The sequence below is a fragment of the Caballeronia sp. LZ008 genome (assembly GCF_031451435.1).
In the GTDB taxonomy this organism is placed as follows: Bacteria; Pseudomonadota; Gammaproteobacteria; order Burkholderiales; family Burkholderiaceae; genus Caballeronia; species Caballeronia zhejiangensis.
Window position 1 is genome coordinate 389,334 of sequence record NZ_JARUXK010000003.1, and the last position, 20,892, is coordinate 410,225.

Consider the following 20,892-nt stretch of genomic DNA (forward strand, 5'->3'; position numbering starts at 1 on the left):
TCCGTCGAAATGAAAAAGCGAGCGCCTCCGATCAGACGCCCGCAAGTCACACACACACTTCGCTCAGTACCCGTACTGCATGCTTGCGTCGACGTTGCTCTTGTCGTAGAAGCGATCCGAGACCTTCACCCACGGCGGCACCGTTTCGCCCTTCGCGTACTTCTGCGCGACGTCGCATGCGAGCGGTCCGAAGAACGGGCTGGATTGCACGCTCGCGCCGAGCTCGCCCGCCTTGATCGCTTCGAGGCCGCCCTTGGTGCCGTCGATCGTCACGAGAACGATATCCTTGCCCGGCTGCTTGCCCGCCGCCTTGATCGCCGCGATCGCGCCGAGCGCCATTTCGTCGTTGTGCGCGTAGACCGCGGTCACGTCGGGATGCGCCTGCAAGAGCGTCTCCATCACCTGACGGCCCTTGTCGCGCGCGAAGTCGCCGCTTTGCGACGCAACGATCTTCATGCCGGGATTCTTCGCGATGACATCGTCGAAGCCTTTCTTGCGATCGTTCGCGGCGGACGCGCCCGTCGAGCCTTCCAGCTCGATGATGGTCGCCTTGCCGTTGGTCGCCTTCACGAGCCAGTCGGCGGCGCGCTGACCCTGATCGATGAAGTCCGAGCCGATGAACGTGATGTAGTCCTTGCCCGCCTTCGCCATCGACTGATCGATGTTGCGGTCGACCAGAATCACGGGAATGCCCGCTTTCTTCGCCTGCATCACGACCGGCACGAGCGGCTTTTCCTCGCGCGGCGGGAAGACGAGCAGATCGACGTGCTGCGCGATCATGCTCTGGATGTCCGAGACCTGCTTCGCCGCGGAACTGTTGGCGTCGGTCATGACCATCTGCCAGCCGCATTTCGCCGCGATGTCCTTGAAGCTCTTCGTCTCCGCGAGACGCCACGGATTATTGCTCTCGGTCTGCGCAAAGCCGACCTTCAACGGCTTCTTGTTCGGGATCTTCGGCAGGCCGTCGTCGGCGGCGTGGGCGGCGGTGAAGCCGGCCGCGAGCGTGAGTGCGGTCAGGGCGGTCAGTGCGGCAGCGAGCGGGCGCAGGCCCAGGCGCGATTTCTTATCTAATGACAGCATGTCTTCCTCCATTGAATGGTTAGGCTTTTTCTAATGACGCCGATGCTTGGTGTTGCCCGGTCTGCCTGCTGCGAGAGTCAAACTGCGTACCGCGTTCCGTGCGAATGCGGCGATTGCTTCAGCGCATTTCATTAACGATCAATCGCTAATATTATTAATGGCCAACTGTTTCGCCTCGGTGTTTTCCGCGACGGAGCCGCGCTCGATCAGCGGTCCGTCCAGCTTCACGGTGCGACGCCGAACGGGTGCGCCCGCGGCCCGGTTCTCTTCTTCCTGCAGCAGCGTCTCGACTGCCCAGCGCCCTAGCTCATAGTTCGGCAGCACGACGGTCGAAAGCGGCGGATGCGTATGCCGCGCGATTTCCTGATCGTCGTAGCCGAGCACGGATACATCGTCGGGCACGCGCAGTCCGAGCTGCTTCAACGCCTCGATCGCGCCGAGCGCCATCAGGTCGTTCGCGCAAAAGATCGCGGTCGGCGGATTCGGCTCGCGCATTAGCGAGAGCGTCTGTTCGAAGCCGGTGTCGGGACTCCAGTCCCCTTCGCGCACCAGTTCCGGCGCGAACGGCAGATCGGCTGTGGCGAGCGCGGTCCGATAGCCCTTCAGACGATCGCGCGCCGCGTCCTGCCACGGCTCGCCGTTGATATAGCCAATGCGCTTGTGCCCCGCGGCCAGCAGATGATCCGTCGCGGTGTGCCCGCCCGCCACTTCCGCCGGCACCACCGAAGACACGCTCGCATCGCTCGTGTAGCAGTTGAGCAGCACGGTCGGCACCTTGGCGAGCACGGCCGGCAGCGTGACGCGGCGGGTATAGACCGTCGCGTAGATCACGCCGAGCACGTTCGGATTGCCGAGCGTCGCGTCGAGCACGCGCGCCTCGATCTCCGCATTGCCGTGCGTCGAATAGACGGCGAGCATGCGCCCGTTGGCGAAGGCCGCGTCCCGCGCGCCGTCGATGCTCACGACCGGATGCGGGCTCGTCGAAATCTCGTCGGCGAGATAGACGATCAGATTGCGCTCGCGCTGGCTATCGAGCGCGGCGACCGGTTCGCGCTGCGTCATGCGATAGCCGAGATCTTGCGCGGCGCGCAGCACCTTGTCGCGCGTGGTGTCGGAGAACTTCGCGCCGCTTGCGTTGTTCAGCACGAGCGAGACCGTCGATTGCGAGACTCCGGTGAGCTTCGCGATGTCGGTCATCGTCGGGCGGCGTTGCGTAGATTTTTTCATTGTGCGTGCCGCGCCGGGCGGCTGAACTCTGCGCGAAACCTGTCTCGCGGGCCGGAGAAACTTGCCACTAATATTAGTGATGAACGACGCGGAAAGCACGTTTTTATTGGTCATTTCTGCTCAGGGTTTTCACTGGTTATTACTAATAATATTGACGAGCGGATTACACGCATGCGATTCTGTTTTCGCACTCGCAACGAGGAGAAAGTGCATGGGCAAGTACGACGAGAGCGCGCGAGACGCGCTCGCCGAAGCGTTCGAACGAGACGGCTTCGTGCTGCTGCGCGATCATTTCCCGCGCGCGACGATCGACGCATGGCGCGATGCGTTCGCGCCGCTTCTGCAACCGCACGTCGATGCAGCGCGCGAGGCGTCGGCGAGCGGCAATCGCGGACCGGGCCGCTATTACGTCACGCTGCCGTTCGAAGGCGAGTTCGCGGACCCGTCGGTCTTTTGCGATGAAGACATCGTCGGGATCGTCGAACGCGTGGCCGGGCGCGATCCGGTGATGTGCCAGCTCGCCACCGACACCCCGGTGCTCGGCTCCGAGTTCCAGGACTGGCATCGCGATACGCCGCCGCTCTTCGACGATGCGCCGGAAACGCCTTCGTTTCAGCTCGCGGTGAATTTCCCGCTCGTCGATGTCGATGACCGCAACGGTCCGCTCGAAACGACGCGTGGCACGCATCGCATGTCGCGCGATGAGGCGCTGGCCGGTCTCGAAGCAGGGCGCTTCCCCGCCGAGCGCGTGCCGATGAAAGTCGGCGACGTGATGATTCGCGATGTGCGCGGCCTGCATCGCGGTACGCCGAATCTCATCGGCGAGCCGCGTCCGATGGTCGTGATCGGCTACAGCCGCGCGTGGTATTTCCGGCCCGAGGTGCATATCGACGTGCCGCGCGACGTCTTCGCCGCGTTGCCTCCGCGCGCGCGGCGGCTGCTGCGCTTCAATCCTCAGGTGGAAACGACGGCGCGCACCTTCGACGAAAGCTATCGGCAGTTTGCATATTGAGCGCCGCGCCGTCCGATCCCCTCGTCGAACTGCGTCATGGCGCGCGGCGCGTGCTGCTTGCGCCGCACGTGGGCGGATCGATCGCGGCCTTCGACGAAACGCGCGACGGACGTACGATCGACTGGTTGCGTCCCGCGACGCCCGCCGCGCTGGCCGCACGCGATCCGCTCGGCATGGCGAGCTTTCCGCTCCTGCCGTACTGCAATCGCATCCGCGATGCGCGCTTCGTGTTCGACGGTGCGCTCATCGATCTTTCCGGCGACGGCAACGCCTTTGCGCACGCGCTGCACGGCAACGCGTGGCGCTTGCCGTGGCGTGTCGGCGATGTGTCGGACGCCCGCGCGCGTCTGCATTTTTTGCACGAACCCTCGCGCGATGCCGCGCGTCACTGGCCGTTCGCATACGAGGCGACGCAGGACATCGCGCTCGATGACCACACGCTAAGCGTGACGCTCTCCGCGCGCAACCTGTCCGAGCGGCCGATGCCGTTCGGCATGGGACATCACCCGTACTATCCGCGCACGCGCAATACGCGCGTTCACGCACGCGTCGCGTCGATGTGGCACAGCACGCCCGATCTGCTGCCCACGCATGCGGGCGCGCATCCGTGCGTCGATGCGATGGCGTCGCAAGAAGGCATGTCCGCCGATGCCTTCGATCTCGACAACAACTTCGCCGGTTGGTCGCGCACGGCGACGATCGCGTGGCCCGACGAACGCCGCGCGGTCACGCTCAGCGCGCAAGCGCCGTTCGATGCCCTCGTGGTGTATGCACCGAAGTCGCATCCCGATTTGCTCTGCGTTGAACCGGTGAGCAACGTGGCGGACTGGGTCAATCTCGATGTCGACCGCGCCGCGAAGGGCGGCGCGGTGCTGGAACCGGGCGAGTCGGTCAGCGCGACATTCGCCTGGACGACTCACACGGAATAAGGCGTCGCGCCTACTGACCGAAGAAAACGTTGCAGTTCGCCGGGCTGCAGTCGCTATCGCGATGTCCGCTCGCGGAGGCGGGCTTCATGCCGCCGTACGCGGAGTCGCCGCCGGAGGCTTGTTGCGGCGTCGCGGCGGTTTGCGTCTGAGATTCATCGGGCATGGCCTGCGACATGTACATCGGGCGCATCGTCTGGACGAGTTGCTGCGCATCGGCGGGCATGCCTTGCGCGTGCGCGACACCGATTCCTGACACGACCGTGCATGCTGCCATCATCGCGAGAAATTTCGGGTTGATCTTTGCCTTCATGTTCCAGCTCCTTGAAACGAATGCACAAGCAGCCGGGAACGCGAGTCTCGGACTCCTTGCCGCTTTGCCGATGGACGGATGAATGGATCGAGCGCGGGCTCGCTTCGTCCGACGCGACAAATGACGACGCACCGGGCGCGACGAATGGCGCTCGGGGATTACCTTACGGCGATGGGAAGGCGCGAGAAATCCCTATCTGGCAGGGATACCTTGGTGGGGATAGGCGTGCGGGTTTAAAGAAGAAGCACGAAAAACGCGCCCGGACTTGCGAAAGTCCGGGCGCGCCGAAATGCGGAAACTCAATACGTTTATTCCGACTTGCCGGAGGTGCCGCTCGACATGTTCGATCCCGAGCTGCCCTTCTTGTGCATCTTGCTGCTGCCCTTGGACGAATCCATCGTGTTCGAGCCCGATGCGCCCGACGTCGAGCCGGTTACACCGTTGCTGTTCGGCGTGCCCATTCCGGTGCCGCCCTGACCGGCCCCGTTGCCGCCCGCGGTGCCGCCACCCGCGCCTGCGCCACCCGCGCCGCCGGCACCGCCGCCCGCGCCTTGCGCGAATGCCGCGCCCGACAAGCCCAGAATCATGGCCGACACAATCAAACTTCTCTTGGCGTTCTTCATGGTTTCCTCCCGTTGATCAACGATCTCGATGCGCGCCGCCTTGCGCAAAGCTGCGGCGTCGCAGATTACATTGCGCAATCACCGTGCCGCGGGAAGAAATCGAATTGTCATGCAGTCGCCTCGTCACACCACTCGATGGCCCACGCCCGCGCGCAATGGACGGCATCCGACTCGCTCGCGAACGCATCCAGCTCGCCGGATTCGAATACTTCCGCATGCGCGGTGCGCTCGTCCGCCGGACGCGTGATGCGTGCGTGCGCGTAGTAGCTGCCGTCTTCGTCGTGATGGGCGGTGCAGTCGATGTGAAACGTCTTGTAGTCGAATCGCATGAAAGGCTCCGAAAGAGATTGCGAGGGCAGGCGCGAAGCGTGCGATGCCGTGATTACCTTTGACTCCGCGCCTCTCGTGAGGTACTGTATAAACATACAGTACCATAATCAAGATGGATCTCTCCGAAAAGCTCGAAATTCTCGCCGACGCCGCCAAATACGACGCGTCGTGTGCGAGCGGCGGCGCGCCCAAACGCGAGTCGCGCGGCATCGATGGCCTCGGCGCGAGCACCGGCTCCGGCATCTGCCACAGCTTCACGCCCGACGGGCGCTGCGTCTCGCTGCTCAAGATTTTGCTGACGAACTTTTGTCTGTACGACTGCCGGTACTGCATCAATCGCCGGTCCAGTAACGTGCCGCGTGCGCGCTTCACGCCGGAAGAAGTTGTTACGCTCACGCTGGATTTCTACCGTCGCAATTACATCGACGGGTTGTTTCTCAGTTCCGGAGTGATTCGTTCGTCGAACTACACGATGGAGCAGCTCGTCCTCGTCGCGAAATTGCTGCGTGAGAAGCACGGATTTCGCGGCTACATCCATCTGAAGACGATTCCCGATGCCGATCCCGAACTCATCGCGCAAGCGGGACGCTATGCCGACCGTCTGAGCGTGAACATCGAATTGCCGACGGAAATCAGCCTCGAGCGGCTCGCGCCGGAAAAGAGCGGCCGCACGATCAAGCTGGCGATGGGCAACATCCGCGTCTCGCGCGAGGAATCGGAAGCGGAGCCGCGCGCGCCGAAGTTCGCGCCGGCGGGGCAGAGCACGCAGATGATCGTCGGCGCCGATGAAACCGACGACCGCACGATCCTCGGCACCGCCGAAACGCTGTACGGCTCTTATCAGCTAAAGCGCGTGTATTACTCGGCGTTCAGCCCGATTCCTGACAGCCCCTCGGGCGTGCCGTCGAAAGCGCCGCCGCTCTTGCGCGAGCATCGGCTGTATCAGGCGGATTTTCTGATGCGCGGCTACGGTTTCGCCGCCGCCGAACTGCTCGGCGATGCCGGCAATCTTCCGCTCGATGTCGATCCGAAACTCGCGTGGGCGCTTGCTCATCGCGAGCGCTTTCCCGTCGATCTGAACGCCGCGCCCGCGCGCATGATCGCGCGCGTGCCGGGCATCGGCATGCGCAACGCGAAGCGCATCGTGGAGTTGCGGCGCGAGCGGCGCGTGCGCTATCACGATCTCGTGCGGCTGCGCTGCGGCATGGACAAGGTGAAGCCGTTCGTCGTCACGGCGGATTACCGGCCGCCGCTCGACGAAGCGCCTTCGGACAGTCTGCGGCGCGCGCTCGCGACCGGCCCGGTGCAGCTCTCGCTGATCTGATGCACGTCATCGCCATCGACGACGAATTCGACGGCTGGCGCGTCGCCGCGCTCGATGCGCTCGCGCAAAAGCTCCCGCCCGAATCGATCGACTGGCGTACGGCTCAGGCGGAGCCGGCGTTGTTCAACGAGTCGGCGCGATCGGCGAAAGCGGCGAAGGCAGCGGATGCGCCGCCTATCCGCGTGTCGCGCGAACTCGCATCGCTGCTGAAAGACGCCGCGCATTTTCGCGACGCGCGCCGCTGGAGCATTTTATATCGCGTGCTGTGGCGCTGGGCGCAGGGCGACCGCTCGGTGGCATCGCCCGCCGATGAAGACGGCGCGCGCCTCTACAAGATGGCGAAGGCGGTGCGCCGCGCGCAGCACGACATGATCGCGTATGTGCGCTTCCGGCAGCGCGACGCGTCGCTCGGCGCGCCGGAATTCGTCGCGTGGTACGAGCCGGATCACGACGTGCTCGCGTGGGGCGCGGAGCATTTCGCCGCGCGCATGGGACGCTCGACGTGGCTCATCGCAACGCCCGACGGCGCCGCGATGTTCGACGGCGAGCGCCTGCAACTGGAGCGCGGCCGCGCGCTGGCGTCGGATCATGCGGCGGTCTTGCCGGATGCCGCCGAAGCGCTCTGGATGACCTACTACCGCAGCATCTTCAATCCGGCGCGACTGAACGAATCCGCGCTCGAACAGCATATGCCGGTACGTTTCTGGAAAGGGCTGCCGGAAGGCGCACTGATCCCGAAGCTCGTCAGCGATGCGCGCGGCGGCGCGCGACGCGTCGCGCAGGCGCAAAACGTCGGCGCGCTCGGCGGCAAGGCGGTTCAGGTCGATGCGCTCGCAGCGCAGCCGGAGCGGGACGCGCCCACATCGCTCGATACTTGCCGCCGCTGCGATCTGTGGCGCAACGCGACGCAGGCAGTGCACGGCGCCGGTCCGTCCGATGCGCGCATCATGCTGCTCGGCGAACAGCCCGGCGATCAGGAGGATCTGAAGGGCGAGCCGTTCGTCGGACCGGCCGGGCAGCTGCTTCAGGACGCGATGCAGCGTGCCGGCGTCGTGCGCGAGCACGTCTATCTGACCAATGCGGTGAAGCACTTCAAATGGGAGCCGCGCGGCAAGCGCCGTCTGCACAAGACGCCCGCGCAGCAGGAGGTCGAAGCCTGTTCGTACTGGCTCGAACAGGAACTGCACGACGTCGGCGCGAAGGTGATCGTCACGCTCGGCGCGACCGCGTTGGCCGCGCTTTTCGGACGGCGCGCGACGCTTTCGGCGCATGTCGGGCGCGTCGTGCCGTATCGGGACAAGCTGGTCGTCGCGACGTATCACCCGTCCTACGCGCTGCGCCAGAACGACGAAGCCGCGCGCGAAAAAACCGTCGCGGCTATCGTTGCGGCGCTGGAGCTGGCGTCGTCGTTGAAGGCCTAGCGCGCTCAGAACGCCGCGCGCACGACGCCGCCATCCGCGCGCAACGCCGCGCCGTTCGTCGCCGATGAAAGCTCCGAGCACACGTACGCCACCATGCTGCCGATTTCCTCGGGCGTGATGAAGCGCTTGAGAATCGACGTGGGCCGCGCTTCTTCGAAGAACTGCTTCTCGAATTCGCCGAAGCTCTTGCCGCCCGACAGTTTCTCGACGAACTCGGTGACGCCTTCGGAACTCGTCGGCCCCGGCAGCACCGAATTGACGGTCACGCCGGTGCCCGCGCAGGTTTCCGCGAGGCCGCGCGCGAGCGAAATCTGCGCCGATTTGGTCACGCCGTAATGAATCATCTCGACGGGAATCTGAATGCCGCTCTCGCTGCTGATGAACACGACGCGGCCCCAGTTCTTCTCCTTCATCTTCGGCAGATACGCGCGCGACAGGCGCACGCCCGACATCACGTTGGTGTTGAAAAAGCGCAGCCATTCGTCGTCGGGAATCTCTTCGAACGGCTTCGGATCGAAGATGCCCATGTTGTTCACGAGAATATCGACGTGCGGAAAGCGCTTCACGAGCGCGTCGACCTGCGCTGCGTCGGAGACGTCGCCGGCGAAGCCTTCGCCCTGCGCGTTGGGCACGAGTTCGCGCAGTTTCGCCAGCGCCGCATCGACAGACGCCTGCGAACGGCCGTTGATGATCACGCGCGCGCCTTCACGCGCGAGCGCCACGGCAATGGCATGTCCGATGCCCTTCGTCGATCCGGATACCAGCGCGAGCTTGTTGCCGATCTTGAGATCCATATCTGCTCCTTCGATTGGGTTGGCGGAATGCGCCGGCGATTTCGCCACGACGCGTTCCGGGATGTTAGCCATAAGCGCAGTACGTTGCTGAAGCCGCGTCCGGCAAGCGTTCGCCGCCCGTGAAACCCCGCGACATAAATGCTCGATGGCTTCCGCCGCGGTCATCGTCCATAGTTGCGTCCAGCGTGAAACGAAGCAGATGCAGCAGCGAGAACCGAGCCGTGTCACGCATCCACGAATCCACACAGGAGGTGCAACATGTCCAGCTCGATCAACTTGTTCAAGAAAGTGCGCGGCGCGGCGCTCGCCGGTTTCGTCGTCGGCACGGCGCTGCTTGCGGGATGCGCGAGCAATCCGGCGCAGGCATCGAATCAGTACGGGCAGTACGTGCAGACCGTCGCGGCTGCGCCCGCCGTGCGCCCCGACACGATCTACGTCTACGCATTCGCCAGCGACGCGAACGACGTCAAGCTCGACAATCACGGCCTGATTTCGAAGCTCGGCTCGGCGATGTCCGGCGATTCGCAAGCGCGGAAGCAGACGCAAGACGCCATCGCGGCGCGCGAGGAAGTCGCGAACGAAATCGTCGCCAAACTGCAATCGATGGGTCTGCCCGCGATCCGCGCCGACGTGCCGCCGCCGCAAGATCGGAGCGTGCTCGTCGTCGAAGGAAGCATCAATACGATCGATGCGGGCAATCGCCGCCGCCGCATGGTGATCGGCCTCGGCGCGGGCGAAAGCAAGGTCGGCGCGACGGTGCAACTCGTCCTCAAGCCCGCGAACGGCGTGCCGCAACTGCTCGAACAATTCGACGCGAAAGCCGACAGCGGCCACGCGCCGGGCGTCGCGGAAATGGCGGGCGTCGGCGCGGCGGCGGGGCACGTCGCGACATCGCTCGCGGTGTCGGGCGGGCTGCACGCGGTGTCGGAGACGAAGCACGCGGATGTGTCGTCCGATGAAAAGCGCCTCGGCGACACCATCGCCAAGCAGATCGCCAAGCTCGGCCAGGAGCAGGGCTGGATGCCGGCGAAGAGCTAAGGGAAGCGGCGGCCGTTGCGCGGTCCGGAACGTGCTTGCACTAGAATCCGGACGAATGTTCGCTTCGCGAGGCCGCGCATGCCGACGATTGCCCTGATTGTCCTGACCGTTGTCGTGACGCTCGTCGTCGTGCTGGTGATCGCGAATCTGACGAGCGGCGAAAAGAAGATCGAGCACAGGATCGAACGGCTGTACGCGAGCGACGACCCGCAGTTTCTCCGTTCGATGGGCTTGCTGCTCGGTCCGCCCGTGGTCGGCGGCAACCGCTTCGAGGTGCTCGTGAACGGCGACGAGATTTTCCCGTCGATGCTCGAAGGCATTCGCGCGGCGCGAGAGACGATCACCTTCGAAACCTTCATCTACTGGTCGGGCGCGATCGGCGAGCAAATCGCGCAGGCGCTCTCCGACAAGGCTCGCGCGGGCGTATCGGTGCATGTGCTGCTCGACTGGGTCGGCACGTCGAAGATGGACAAGCGCTATCTGCGCATGCTGCGCGACGCGGGCGCGGAAGTGATCCAGTATCACAAGCCGCACTGGACCGGGCTCGGCCGCATGAACGACCGCACGCACCGCAAGCTGCTCGTAATCGACGGGCGCATCGGCTTCACGGGCGGCGTCGGCATTGCCGAGGAATGGACCGGACACGCGCAGGACGAGAAGCACTGGCGCGACACGCATTTTCGCGTCGAAGGCCCGGCCGTCGGGCAGATGCAGGCCGTGTTCATGGACAACTGGATCAAGACGACGGGCAACGTGCTGCACGGCCCGCGCTATTTTCCTGACATCGACGATGCGGGCGGCGGCTTCGCGCACATGTTCAGCAGCTCGCCGTCCGGCGGCAGCGACGACATGCAGCTGATGTACCTCATGGCGATCACCGCGGCGACGCGTTCCATCCACTTGTCGAGCGCGTACTTCGTGCCGGACAAGCTGACGATCAACGCGATCGTCGAGGCGGCGCGGCGCGGCGTGCGGGTTCGCATCATCACGCCGGGCAAGCGCATCGACACGCATACGGTGCGCGAGGCATCGCGCGCGTGCTGGGGCGACCTGCTCGCGGCGGGCGTCGAAATGTTCGAATATCAGCCGACGATGTTCCACTGCAAGCTGATCGTCGTCGATGAGTATCTGGTGTCGGTCGGCTCGACGAATTTCGACAGCCGCTCCTTCAAGCTGAACGACGAAGCCAATCTGAACATCTACGACCGCGACTTCGCGCGCCAGCAAACGGCGATTTTCGATGACGACGTCGCCCGCGCGAAACGCATCACGTTCGAAGACTGGCGCCGCCGTTCGCTCACCGAGAAGCTGCTGGAGCGCGTGGCCGCGCTGCTCGATCCGCAGCTTTGACTTTCGCGCATTCCGTGTTGCGAATATTTCTCATCTTGGCCTAAAGATCGCCTGACGAAAGCCGATAAGACGCTCACGCAAACGGGTCTCTCGGTCTACGGCAATCATGCACGGCACCTATAACTTTTGGCTGGTCGCGGCATCGCTCGTAGTCGCCACGCTCGCTTCCTTTACTGCGCTCGATATCTCGGGCCGCATCGCATCGCTTGCGCAGTCGCGCACGCGGCACGTCTGGCTCGCGGGCGGTGCGGCGTCGATGGGCATCGGCATCTGGTCGATGCATTTCATCGGCGTACTCGCGTTCGAATTGCCTATCCCGCTCGGCTATGACCTGAAGATCACCGCCGGGTCGCTCGGCATCGCGGTGCTCGTGTCGTTCTTCGCGCTGCTCGTCATTACGAGCAGGCGTCTGACGATGAAGCGCCTCGTCGCGAGCAGTCTCTTGATGGGCGCGGGCATCGCGGCGATGCACTACACGGGCGATGCCGCGATGCGGATGCAGCCCGCGATCACGTACGATCCGCTGCTGTTCGCGGCGTCGATCGTGATTGCGGTGGTCGCATCGGGGGCGGCGTTGTGGATCGCCCATACGCTCTCGGATGCGAACCAGACGAACGTGCTCGCCAAGCGACTCGGGTCGGCGCTGGTGATGGGCCTCGCGATCACCGGCATGCACTACACGGGCAACGCGGCGGCGGAGTTTCTGCCGGGCTCGATCTGCGGCGCGGCCAACGACATCGACTCGCGCTGGCTCGCGACGACTGTCGTGCTATTCACGCTGACCATTCTGATTATCACGCTCGTGCTGTCGCGCTTCGATGCGCGCACGGCGCTGCTTGCAGGTTCGGTGTCGCGGCTGAACGGGCAGATCGTACGCATGGCGACCTTCGATACGCTGACGGACCTGCCGAACCGCCGCACGATGAACGAGCGCATCGATCGCGCGATTCGAAACGCGCGGCACAGCGACAGCCGTTTCGCGATTCTCTTCATGGACCTGGATGGCTTCAAGACGATCAACGACTCGTTGGGCCATACGGTCGGCGACGAAGTGCTGAAGGCATTCGCGCGACGTCTGCAGGAATGCGTGCGCGGCGGCGACACGGTGGCGCGTCTGGGCGGCGACGAGTTCGTCGTGATGCTCGAACACCTGCACGCGCCGACGGATGCCGAGAAAATGGCCGAACGCATCCTCGATACGATGAAAAAGGGACTCGTCGTCGGGAGTCATCCGTTGCAGGTGATGCCGAGCATCGGCATTGCGCTCTTTTCGCAGGATGGCGACAGCGTCGAATCGCTGCTCAAGCACGCGGACGTCGCGATGTACGAAGCGAAGCGCGGCGGGCGCAGCACGTATCGCTTCTTCGAGGCGAGCATGAACGAGGCGGCGGTGCGGACGCTGCAGATTCAGCAGGCGTTGCACGAGGCGCTGAATGGCGGCCATTTCTATCTTCTGTTTCAGCCGAAGTTCCGAGGCAAAAGCGGCGAGCTGGCGGGCGCGGAAGCGTTGATCCGGCTGGATCATCCGGAGATCGGCACGTTGACGCCGCTCGAGTTCATCCCGATCGCGGAGCGTTCCGGACAGATCGTGCAGATCGGATACTGGGTCGTGCGCGAAACGTGCCGGCACATGTCGCGTTGGCGCGCGGAAGGGCGTCCGCCGGTGAAGGTGGCGATCAACCTGTCGCCGCGGCAGATGCACGAGGCGGATCTTGTCGCGAACATCATGACGATCGTGCGCGAGGAAGGCGTCGAGAGCGAGCAGATCATGTTCGAGATCACCGAGTCGGTGGCGATGCAGGACGCGCCGCGCACCATCGAGATGATTCGCGCGTTTCAGGAGAATGGTTTCGAGATCGCAATCGACGATTTCGGCACCGGATATTCGAGCCTCGCGTATTTGCAGCGGTTTCGCGCGAAGCAGTTGAAGATCGATCGGTTCTTTACGAACGGGCTGGATGAGAACGGGCAGGAGGGGCGCGCGATCGTATCGGCGATTATTGCGCTCGCGCATTCGCTCGATATGGATGTCGTGGCGGAAGGCGTCGAGACCGGGTCGCAGCTCGATCGCTTGCAGGACATGATGTGCGATGAGATGCAGGGGTTCTTGCTGGCGATGCCTTTGTCGGCGGATGCGTTTGGGGGGATGCTGGAGAAGGCTGCTGTCGGTGTTTGATTTTTGGTCGTGGAATCCTGTGAAATCAGGATTTCACGAAACGAGCCCAAAGGAAAGCCACACAAAAGACGCAAACACGAACCTCAATCCATCGCCGCATGCGCCACCGACTCCTCCGCCGCGGCCTTCTTCGCCGGCCGGATCAGCAGCAGCAACGGCACCACCAACAACGTCGCGACAAACATCAGCTTGAAGTCGTTGAGATAAGCAATCATCGAAGCCTGCTGCGTGATCGTTTGATTGAGCATCGCCATGTCCGTCATCGAGCCGCCGGACAGCATCGGCTGCATCGCCGGATTGAACGGCGTCACCTGCGCGGCGAGGTCCGCGTGGGCGACCTGCGTGTTGCGCGTCATCAGCGTCTGCACGATCGAAATACCGATACTGCTGCCGATATTGCGCATCAGGCTGTAAGTCGCGGTGCCATCCGCGCGCAACTCGGGCGTGAGCGTCGAAAACGTCAGCGCCGACAGCGGCACGAACACGAGTCCCAGCCCGAAGCCCTGAATCACGCCCGGCCAAACGATATCCGATGCCGACAGCACGATCGTGTAATGCATCATCTGCCAGAGCGCGAACGCCGAAATCAGAAATCCCGACAGCAGCAGGACACGCGCATCGATGTGCTTCAGCAGGCGTCCGGCGACGAGCATCGCGATCATCGTGCCCGCGCCGCTCGGCGCCGTGACGAGGCCTGTCGTCGCGACCGGATAGTTCATCAGGTTCTGCAACATCGGCGGCAACAGCGCGCGCGTCGCGTACATCACCGCGCCGATCACGAAGATGAAGCACGTTCCGGTCGCGAAGTTGCGGTCCTTCAGCAACTGATATTTGAAGAACGAGCGCGACCCGGCCGTCGCCGTATGCGCGATGAAGAACACGAAACTCAGCGCCGCGAGAATCGCCTCGATGCGGATTTCCACCGATCCGAACCAGTCGAGTTGTTCGCCGCGATCGAGCATCGCCTGGAACGCGCCGATCGCAAGGCCGAGCGTCGCGAAGCCGAACGCGTCGAACTTCACCGCGCGGCGCGCGATCTGCGCGGGCAGAAACGTCACTACGCCGAAGAGCGCGAACGCACCGATCGGCACGTTGATGAAAAAGACCCAGCGCCAGTTGTAGCTGTCCGTGAGCCAGCCACCGAGCGTCGGACCGAGAATCGGACCGACCATCACTCCCATGCCCCAGACGGCCATCGCCTGGCCCTGTTTCTCGCGCGGATTGATGTCGAGCAGGATCGATTGCGACAGCGGCACGAGCGACGCCCCGAACACGCCCTGCAACAGCCGCGACGCGACGATCTGCGTGAGCGTCTCCGACAGCCCGCAAAACGCCGACGCGACGGTGAAACCCGCAATCGAAATACACAGCAGCTTCTTCACGCTCAACTGGTCCGAGAGCCAGCCAGTGAGCGGCGTAGCGATCGCGGCGGCGACGATATACGAGGTCAGCACCCAGGTGATTTCGTCCTGCGACGCCGACAGCGTGCCCTGCATATGCGGCAGCGCGACGTTCGCGATGGTGCTGTCGAGCGTCTGGATCAGCGTGGCGAGCATGATCGAGACAGTCAGCATGCCGCGGTTCAATGGCGCTGCGGCGCGTTCCGTGGGGACTTCGAGGGACATGGACGTGGCCGCAAGGCGGCGGCTTTTGTAAGTACGATGATGATAAGCAGGCTTATTATAGAACGGCCGCGATCTCGCGCAATGCGGTCAATTACCGGGTGTACACGAGATGCGCGCATCGAAAGGCGTTACATATAATCGCGCGATGGAAACCCAACTCGACAAACGCTTCGGCTTTCTGGTCGCGGACGTGGACCGCCTGTGCGGCAACCGCTTCGACGTGCTGGCGAAGTCATCGCTCAATCTGACGCGCGCGCAATGCCGCGTGCTCGCGTATCTCTCGCATTACGGCGAGGTCAATCAGGCGCGGCTCGCCGGGCTGTTGGAAGTCGCGCCGATTTCCGCCGGCCGTCTGCTCGATCGCATGGAAGAGGGCGGCTGGATCGAGCGCCGCCCGAATCCCGACGATCGTCGCGAGCGTCAGGTTCGCATGACCGCGAAGGCGGAGAAGGCGCTCGACCGCGCGCGGCGCGTCGGCGACGAGATCGCAGCAGAAGCGCTCGCGGGCTTCAGCCGGCAGGAAAGCGAGCAATTGATCGCGCTTCTGCAACGCGTGCGCGGCAATCTGAGCCGTATCGTCGATCGGTGATTCATCCGCGCTTGGATCGCCGATTGCTTCAGCGTTGTCCGCAAGCGTCGTTGTCCAGCGCCGCCATCCATCCGGAGAAGATCGATCATGAACAAACGCACCGCACCGTTGGCCGTCCTCGCGCTGTCCGTCGCCGCTTTCGTCTCGATGCCCATCGCGCAGGCGCAAGACACGGCCGCATCCACGCCGAAGCAGATCAAGAAAGCCCAGCGAAAGGAAGCGCGCGCGAAGAAGAACGCCGAGCTGAAGCAACTCGAGCAGAACGGCTACAACCCCGCTGGCGAGCAGACCAACTATCCGCAGAATCTGCAAAACGCGCAGTCGAAGATCAATGCGCAGAAGGCGGGCAAGCCGGCGCCGGCATCGACGCCGTAATCGGACGCTTGTTCCGGGACGACGCGGAAAACGCCATCCGCTTCATTAAGGCAGTCGATACGACGAGATCGCGTTGATCGCAAAGCGCGCGACGCATGATGCGGCAATCGCGTGATGTCCGGGCTCGACGCCGACGGCGGGATACGGCAGTATCTCGGCATCAGGCGCAAGTTCCAGATATGCGACGAAGAGCCGGAATACGGCCGATGTATCGGGGAGGCCACGCATGCGATGGCGGTCATGGCTGTTGATCTTCGCCCTGTGCGACGCACACGCGGCATCGCGCTACTACGCGCCCGTGACGTTTTATCCGCACGACGCGGTGCGGGTATCGCGTTTCGCATCGAAGACCGGGGCGATGCAGGTGCCTTACGGCGCAGCCGCGAAAGTCGAGGAAGGCGACTTCTATATCGTTTCGAATGCAACTTTCAAGGCGCTGACCGCGCAAGTGCAACGCGATGGCACGATCGCGCTCGTGCAGTCCGAGTGGACGCCCGAACGCGCCGCGAGCCAGATCTGGACCATCGACAAGGAAGGCAGCGGCTTTCGTCTTTACTCGAAGCTATATGGACGTTACGTGACGCTCGGCGCGCGTGTCGAGCTCGAAGCGCCATCGGGCGATGCGCGGCAGAACTGGAGCATCGAAGCCGATGCGAACGTCGTGACCATCGCGGCCACCGGCACGAAGACGGGACTCGTCGTCGGGCATCATGCGTTGCGCGACGGTGCGTCCGTCGAAGTCAATGCGCAGGCCGGACAGTGGCGTCTGTACAAGACCGGAAGCGATGGCGGCGATCATGCGTATCGCACGCTCGATGCTTCGGCGCGCTCGACTTACGACAACATCGGCAGGCGCTATCACTTGAGCGCGTATGCACCCGATGCGATCGAGGCCGAACGGCTCGGCGGTTTTCGCTGGACTGACTATCATCCGTCGGGGCTGTATGTGTCGAAGGGCGAAACCGTCGTGATCGATGTGAACGGTCTCGCCGACGATGGTCCCGATGGCCTCATCGTCATGGTCGGCAACAAGAACGGCTTCTATCGGCGGCAAGCCGCGGGCGATCCGCAAACGATCCTCGCGACCGAAGGACGCAACGCGTTCGTCGCATCGCGCGATGGCTTGCTCTACTTCGAATACATCGACAGCGGATACAACGAGAGGCCACGTACGTCGATCGATGTCATCGTGCGCGAAGGCGGCAAGCCGGTGCCGTTCTATGTCGAAGGTGCGACGACGCCCGCCGAATGGCGCGCGATGCTGCAGCGTCATGCGGATGCGCCGCTCGTCGAGATGGTCGGCAAGCGCACGATGTTCACCGTCGCGCGCGCCATGTACGACAAGTCGGGCGCAGCGGATCCGGCCGCATTGCTCGATTATGTCGAGCGCATCATGGGCTATCACGACGAACTGTCCGGACTCGATGGCACGGAAGCACTCGATGCGCCGTCGCCGTTGCGCGTGCATTTCGTGCAGGACGCGATTTCGACCCACGCCGAGTTGCAGAACACGTATCTCTACGCGACGTACTACATGATCGGCCTGCCGCTCAATAGCGCGGCCGAGACCTTGCTCAAGCCCGCGAAAGCCGACGAATGGGGCGTATGGCACGAGATGGGACACATGTATCAGCAATGGGACTGGACATGGCCGGGCGTGACGGAGACGACGGTGAACGTCTATTCGCTGCATGCGCTGGAACGCCTCGGCACGCCGATGCCTTCGCCGCTGCTGCAAGTCGTCGACGCGCGCGGCAAGAAGAATCGCATCGATCTCGCGGCGCAGTATTTCGCGCAGCCGTCACGCAATTTTCTCGACGATGCGTCGTTTCCGATGCCATCGGAAGCGCTCTGGATCAGGCTCGTCATGTACGAGCAGTTGCGCCGCGCACTCGGCAACGGCTTCTATGCGCGGCTGCACAAGCTGTATCGGCGGCATCCGCTGACGGAGGATGAAGGCGGCGACCAGAACGAAGTGCAACGCTTCGTGCTGCGTGCGTGCATGGCGGCCAATCTCGATCTGACGGATTTCTTCGAGCGATGGGGACTGCCGGTCGATGCTGGCACGCGTGCGGCGATTGCCGGGCTGAAGCTGAGCGCGCCGAAGACCGATTTGACGCGCACGCGGATTTAAGGCAAAAAAACGCCGACGCATGCACGCGTCGGCGAAGTCCTGGCTTTTACGAGGGCTGCCAGAAACGCTTCAGTTCCTCATGCTGCATCCGCGAGCCGAATGGTCTGCTGTTCTTTGCGCCGCGTCCCCGGCCGGCCGATGAGCGCGCCCGGCACATTACCGATGCCGAACGCGGGTCGCGCGAGAAAGAAACCCTGCGCGAGCACGTGCGGCCACTGCGCAATCCATTGCGCCTGCGCGGCCGTTTCCACACCTTCGACGACGATCGCCACCTTCAGCCGCGTAAGAAGCGTCAGCACCGACGAAAAGACCAGACACGCGTTCGGGCAGCGCGGCGCTCCGGCGAGCAGTTCCTTCGCGATCTTGACGGTGCCGAAGTCGATCGGTCCGAGCGCGGCGAGGCATGAATAGCCGGTGCCGAAATCGTCCATCGCGACGCTCACGCCCTTGTTCTTGAGACGCCGCACGACCTTGCGCATCGCCGGCATGCGCGCGAGATCTTCGCTTTCCAGCAGTTCGAGTTCGATGCAATCGGGCGTGATGTCGTGCGCGCGGCAAATCGATTCCATCCGCTCGGCGAAGCCCGGCAACGCCGCGACCGATGGCGGGACATTCACGGCGACCGAATAGTGTGCGCCGCCACTTTCGCGCCACTCGCCAATCTCGGACGCGACCGCGTCCAGCACGAACCATGTCAGTTCGCGCATGATGTCGGCGTCCTTGAACGCCTCGCTGAATGCGCCTGGCAGCAATACGCCGTATTCCGGATGACGCCAGCGAATGAGCGCTTCCATTTGCGCGAGTTCGCCGCCGTGGACTCGGTAGATTCCCTGATAGGCGATGCAGAATTCTCCGGCCTTGAGGCCTTCGAGTATGCGATGCCTGAATGCATGATCTGACTCCGGCGCGGCTTTCGCGACAGGCGAGCCGTGTGTCGTTCTTTTCATGCTCTAGCCATCCCTCCCAGTTGGTCGTGGAAGCGGTTGCACGAGTCGTGCCAGAAACTATGATCGCGCGTCGTCCAATCCAAGTAAATTCGGTGAGCCCCTTGGAGACAACGTTTGCCTCCTTAAGGGGAGCGTTTGCGCTTGCGTGTGGACGCATCGTTCAGCCATCCCGAGTCACGTAACGCAACCGTAACGCGTGATGGTCTGTGTGGGCTGGCGCACATAACGCAAGCACATATTGCGCTGCATCGGCATGGCGTTTTGCAGTTTTGTATATAGCGATTCCGGAACATTTGTAATCCCGACTAGTGTCGGCGCCGGAAAATGATCGCTGCGAACGGCGGGCGCGCACCAAAATTGGGACACGCGGCGCTTCCGCACAGGCGACCGCCGGTCGATGAGCATGGGTATGCCGCTGTCTTCGCTTACGACAGTCTTTCCGCGACTTCGACCGTCAGGCGGTCGCGGTTTCGGCGACAGGGCGCATGCGTTCCAGCGCGCTGCCATCCTCGCGGAACAGATGCACATGGCGAATGCTGAAGCCCGCGTTCAGGCGCTGTCCTTCGACGGCCGTCGATTCGCCCGAGCCTTTCACCTGAATCACGAGTTCGTTCGGCAAACGGACATGCAGCAGCGTCTCGCCGCCGAGATGCTCGATCACCATGACTTCGCCTGCAAGGCCGCTGTCGATATCGCCGCCGCCCGATTCGACGAAATGCTCGGGCCGGATGCCAAGCGTAAGCGTCTCGCCCGCGTGCACGGACGAAGCCGCGAACGGCAGCGTCAACGACTCGCCGCCCGGCAATTCGATGGTGACGCCCATAGCATCCACGCGCATCACGCGCACATCCATGAAGTTCATTTTCGGCGAGCCGATGAAACCCGCGACGAAGCGATTGTGCGGCGTGCGATACAGCTCCAGCGGCGAGCCGATCTGTTCGACGCGTCCATGATTCAGCACGACGATGCGATCGGCCATCGTCATCGCTTCGGTCTGATCGTGGGTGACGTAGATCATCGTCGCATTGAGCTGCTTGTGCAGCTTGATGAGTTCGAGGCGCATCTGCACGCGCAATGCGGCGTCGAGATTGGAGAGCGGCTCGTCGAAGAGAAAGACTTTCGGCTCGCGTACGATGGACCGGCCGATCGCCACGCGCTGACGCTGCCCGCCCGACAGCGCGCGCGGACGCCGTTCGAGCAACTGGCCGATCTGCAAGATCTCGGCCGCGCGATGCACGCGTTCCTTGATCTGCGCTTCGGGCAACTTGAGCATGCGCAAACCGAACGCGATGTTCTCGTACACCGACATGTGCGGATAAAGCGCATACGACTGAAACACCATCGCGACGCCGCGTTGCGAAGGCTCGAGTTCGGTGACGTCCTCGCCGCCAATCAGTACTTGCCCTGAGTCGCAGCGTTCGAGTCCGGCGATGGTGCGAAGCAAGGTCGACTTTCCGCATCCCGAAGGACCGACGAAAACCATGAACTCGCGATCGGTCACTTCTATGTCGACGCCCTTCAGCACGTCGACGCCAGCGAATGCCTTGCGGATCTGCTGCAAATGAACTGCGCTCATGCGTTGTCTCCCGTTTGCTGCTGCGGCAGCGC

At 63.5% G+C, this 20,892-nt stretch carries 20 protein-coding genes; 10 read left to right on the forward strand and 10 right to left on the reverse strand.

Features of this window, described 5'->3' with window-relative positions:
• Positions 1 to 63: 63 nt before the first annotated feature.
• Positions 64 to 1,080, reverse strand: a complete 1,017-nt coding sequence (locus tag QCE49_RS20895) for an ABC transporter substrate-binding protein (RefSeq protein WP_008347733.1) — start codon at positions 1,078 to 1,080, stop codon at positions 64 to 66.
• Between the two features lie 138 nt (positions 1,081 to 1,218).
• A complete protein-coding gene (locus QCE49_RS20900) occupies positions 1,219 to 2,307 on the reverse strand; it encodes a LacI family DNA-binding transcriptional regulator (RefSeq protein WP_008347735.1) in 1,089 nt (362 codons plus the stop codon).
• Between the two features lie 211 nt (positions 2,308 to 2,518).
• Here QCE49_RS20900 and QCE49_RS20905 point away from each other — a divergent pair, with 211 nt between their 5' ends.
• Complete coding sequence (locus QCE49_RS20905; protein ID WP_008347737.1) at positions 2,519 to 3,319, forward strand: phytanoyl-CoA dioxygenase family protein; 801 nt, start codon at positions 2,519 to 2,521, stop codon at positions 3,317 to 3,319.
• A complete protein-coding gene (locus QCE49_RS20910) occupies positions 3,316 to 4,248 on the forward strand; it encodes an aldose 1-epimerase (protein ID WP_250457192.1) in 933 nt (310 codons plus the stop codon). Before QCE49_RS20905 ends, QCE49_RS20910 begins: the two co-directional genes overlap by 4 nt.
• A 10-nt stretch (positions 4,249 to 4,258) precedes the next feature.
• On the opposite strand, the gene QCE49_RS20915 is transcribed toward QCE49_RS20910, so the two are convergent.
• The 3 genes from QCE49_RS20915 to QCE49_RS20925 form a co-directional block, all read right to left on the reverse strand.
• Positions 4,259 to 4,558, reverse strand: a complete 300-nt coding sequence (locus tag QCE49_RS20915) for a hypothetical protein (RefSeq protein WP_250457193.1) — start codon at positions 4,556 to 4,558, stop codon at positions 4,259 to 4,261.
• Between the two features lie 308 nt (positions 4,559 to 4,866).
• The gene (locus QCE49_RS20920) at positions 4,867 to 5,181 is read right to left on the reverse strand and encodes a hypothetical protein (RefSeq protein WP_250457194.1); all 315 of its coding nucleotides are present in this window, start codon (positions 5,179 to 5,181) and stop codon (positions 4,867 to 4,869) included.
• Between the two features lie 107 nt (positions 5,182 to 5,288).
• Positions 5,289 to 5,510 (reverse strand): hypothetical protein, encoded by a 222-nt coding sequence (locus tag QCE49_RS20925; RefSeq protein WP_008347744.1) that lies wholly within the window; start codon positions 5,508 to 5,510, stop codon positions 5,289 to 5,291.
• A gap of 113 nt (positions 5,511 to 5,623) precedes the next feature.
• Between QCE49_RS20925 and QCE49_RS20930 the strand changes: the two genes are divergently transcribed.
• Both QCE49_RS20930 and QCE49_RS20935 read left to right on the forward strand, forming a co-directional pair.
• Positions 5,624 to 6,835, forward strand: a complete 1,212-nt coding sequence (locus QCE49_RS20930; protein WP_250457195.1) for a putative DNA modification/repair radical SAM protein — start codon at positions 5,624 to 5,626, stop codon at positions 6,833 to 6,835.
• Entirely contained in the window at positions 6,835 to 8,256 is a 1,422-nt protein-coding gene (locus tag QCE49_RS20935) for a UdgX family uracil-DNA binding protein (protein ID WP_250457196.1), read from the forward strand. The genes QCE49_RS20930 and QCE49_RS20935 overlap by 1 nt, the downstream gene beginning before the upstream one ends.
• Positions 8,257 to 8,261: 5 nt before the next feature.
• Here QCE49_RS20935 and QCE49_RS20940 read toward each other — a convergent pair whose 3' ends face one another.
• Positions 8,262 to 9,050, reverse strand: coding sequence for an SDR family NAD(P)-dependent oxidoreductase (locus QCE49_RS20940; RefSeq protein ID WP_008347750.1), 789 nt, complete (start codon positions 9,048 to 9,050; stop codon positions 8,262 to 8,264).
• Positions 9,051 to 9,308: 258 nt separating this feature from the next.
• On the opposite strand from QCE49_RS20940, the gene QCE49_RS20945 reads away from it, so the two are divergent.
• From QCE49_RS20945 to QCE49_RS20955, 3 genes are all read left to right on the forward strand, one after another.
• Positions 9,309 to 10,088: a DUF4410 domain-containing protein gene (locus QCE49_RS20945; RefSeq protein ID WP_250436391.1), complete on the forward strand. Its 780-nt coding sequence runs from the start codon at positions 9,309 to 9,311 to the stop codon at positions 10,086 to 10,088.
• 78 nt (positions 10,089 to 10,166) lie between these two features.
• Positions 10,167 to 11,438: a cardiolipin synthase gene (gene cls / locus QCE49_RS20950; RefSeq protein WP_175980618.1), complete on the forward strand. Its 1,272-nt coding sequence runs from the start codon at positions 10,167 to 10,169 to the stop codon at positions 11,436 to 11,438.
• A 106-nt stretch (positions 11,439 to 11,544) separates the two neighbouring features.
• Complete coding sequence (locus tag QCE49_RS20955) at positions 11,545 to 13,614, forward strand: bifunctional diguanylate cyclase/phosphodiesterase (RefSeq protein WP_008347756.1); 2,070 nt, start codon at positions 11,545 to 11,547, stop codon at positions 13,612 to 13,614.
• 83 nt (positions 13,615 to 13,697) lie between these two features.
• Here QCE49_RS20955 and QCE49_RS20960 read toward each other — a convergent pair whose 3' ends face one another.
• Positions 13,698 to 15,188, reverse strand: coding sequence for a DHA2 family efflux MFS transporter permease subunit (locus QCE49_RS20960; protein WP_250482009.1), 1,491 nt, complete (start codon positions 15,186 to 15,188; stop codon positions 13,698 to 13,700).
• Positions 15,189 to 15,384: 196 nt separating this feature from the next.
• Between QCE49_RS20960 and QCE49_RS20965 the strand changes: the two genes are divergently transcribed.
• Positions 15,385 to 15,828, forward strand: a complete 444-nt coding sequence (locus QCE49_RS20965; protein ID WP_175980620.1) for a MarR family winged helix-turn-helix transcriptional regulator — start codon at positions 15,385 to 15,387, stop codon at positions 15,826 to 15,828.
• An 87-nt stretch (positions 15,829 to 15,915) separates the two neighbouring features.
• Complete coding sequence (locus QCE49_RS20970; RefSeq protein ID WP_008347763.1) at positions 15,916 to 16,203, forward strand: DUF4148 domain-containing protein; 288 nt, start codon at positions 15,916 to 15,918, stop codon at positions 16,201 to 16,203.
• Between the two features lie 45 nt (positions 16,204 to 16,248).
• Here the strand turns inward: QCE49_RS20970 and QCE49_RS20975 are convergent, their stop codons facing one another.
• A complete protein-coding gene (locus tag QCE49_RS20975) occupies positions 16,249 to 16,431 on the reverse strand; it encodes a hypothetical protein (protein ID WP_008347765.1) in 183 nt (60 codons plus the stop codon).
• Between QCE49_RS20975 and QCE49_RS20980 the strand changes: the two genes are divergently transcribed.
• Complete coding sequence (locus QCE49_RS20980) at positions 16,430 to 18,337, forward strand: M60 family metallopeptidase (protein WP_250457198.1); 1,908 nt, start codon at positions 16,430 to 16,432, stop codon at positions 18,335 to 18,337. The two genes, QCE49_RS20975 and QCE49_RS20980, sit on opposite strands and share 2 nt — an antisense overlap.
• A gap of 77 nt (positions 18,338 to 18,414) precedes the next feature.
• Here QCE49_RS20980 and QCE49_RS20985 read toward each other — a convergent pair whose 3' ends face one another.
• On the reverse strand, positions 18,415 to 19,284 hold the full coding sequence (locus QCE49_RS20985; protein WP_250457199.1) for an EAL domain-containing protein: 870 nt from the start codon (positions 19,282 to 19,284) through the stop codon (positions 18,415 to 18,417).
• A 454-nt stretch (positions 19,285 to 19,738) separates the two neighbouring features.
• On the reverse strand, positions 19,739 to 20,860 hold the full coding sequence (locus tag QCE49_RS20990; protein ID WP_250457200.1) for an ABC transporter ATP-binding protein: 1,122 nt from the start codon (positions 20,858 to 20,860) through the stop codon (positions 19,739 to 19,741).
• Positions 20,861 to 20,892: the final 32 nt, after the last annotated feature.

Bases quoted from the DNA above. Each gene is read 5' to 3' on its own strand.
- QCE49_RS20935 (WP_250457196.1), top strand. From the start codon at position 6,835: ATGCACGTCATCGCCATCGACGACGAATTCGACGGCTGGCGCGTCGCC.
- QCE49_RS20920 (WP_250457194.1), bottom strand. From the start codon at position 5,181: ATGAAGAACGCCAAGAGAAGTTTGATTGTGTCGGCCATGATTCTGGGC.
- QCE49_RS20955 (WP_008347756.1), top strand. From the start codon at position 11,545: ATGCACGGCACCTATAACTTTTGGCTGGTCGCGGCATCGCTCGTAGTC.
- QCE49_RS20900 (WP_008347735.1), bottom strand. From the start codon at position 2,307: ATGAAAAAATCTACGCAACGCCGCCCGACGATGACCGACATCGCGAAG.
- QCE49_RS20915 (WP_250457193.1), bottom strand. From the start codon at position 4,558: ATGAAGGCAAAGATCAACCCGAAATTTCTCGCGATGATGGCAGCATGC.
- QCE49_RS20980 (WP_250457198.1), top strand. From the start codon at position 16,430: ATGCGATGGCGGTCATGGCTGTTGATCTTCGCCCTGTGCGACGCACAC.
- QCE49_RS20940 (WP_008347750.1), bottom strand. From the start codon at position 9,050: ATGGATCTCAAGATCGGCAACAAGCTCGCGCTGGTATCCGGATCGACG.
- QCE49_RS20965 (WP_175980620.1), top strand. From the start codon at position 15,385: ATGGAAACCCAACTCGACAAACGCTTCGGCTTTCTGGTCGCGGACGTG.
- QCE49_RS20930 (WP_250457195.1), top strand. From the start codon at position 5,624: ATGGATCTCTCCGAAAAGCTCGAAATTCTCGCCGACGCCGCCAAATAC.
- QCE49_RS20990 (WP_250457200.1), bottom strand. From the start codon at position 20,860: ATGAGCGCAGTTCATTTGCAGCAGATCCGCAAGGCATTCGCTGGCGTC.
- QCE49_RS20985 (WP_250457199.1), bottom strand. From the start codon at position 19,284: ATGAAAAGAACGACACACGGCTCGCCTGTCGCGAAAGCCGCGCCGGAG.
- cls (WP_175980618.1), top strand. From the start codon at position 10,167: ATGCCGACGATTGCCCTGATTGTCCTGACCGTTGTCGTGACGCTCGTC.
- QCE49_RS20905 (WP_008347737.1), top strand. From the start codon at position 2,519: ATGGGCAAGTACGACGAGAGCGCGCGAGACGCGCTCGCCGAAGCGTTC.
- QCE49_RS20925 (WP_008347744.1), bottom strand. From the start codon at position 5,510: ATGCGATTCGACTACAAGACGTTTCACATCGACTGCACCGCCCATCAC.
- QCE49_RS20975 (WP_008347765.1), bottom strand. From the start codon at position 16,431: ATGCGTGGCCTCCCCGATACATCGGCCGTATTCCGGCTCTTCGTCGCA.
- QCE49_RS20970 (WP_008347763.1), top strand. From the start codon at position 15,916: ATGAACAAACGCACCGCACCGTTGGCCGTCCTCGCGCTGTCCGTCGCC.
- QCE49_RS20895 (WP_008347733.1), bottom strand. From the start codon at position 1,080: ATGCTGTCATTAGATAAGAAATCGCGCCTGGGCCTGCGCCCGCTCGCT.
- QCE49_RS20960 (WP_250482009.1), bottom strand. From the start codon at position 15,188: ATGCTGACTGTCTCGATCATGCTCGCCACGCTGATCCAGACGCTCGAC.
- QCE49_RS20945 (WP_250436391.1), top strand. From the start codon at position 9,309: ATGTCCAGCTCGATCAACTTGTTCAAGAAAGTGCGCGGCGCGGCGCTC.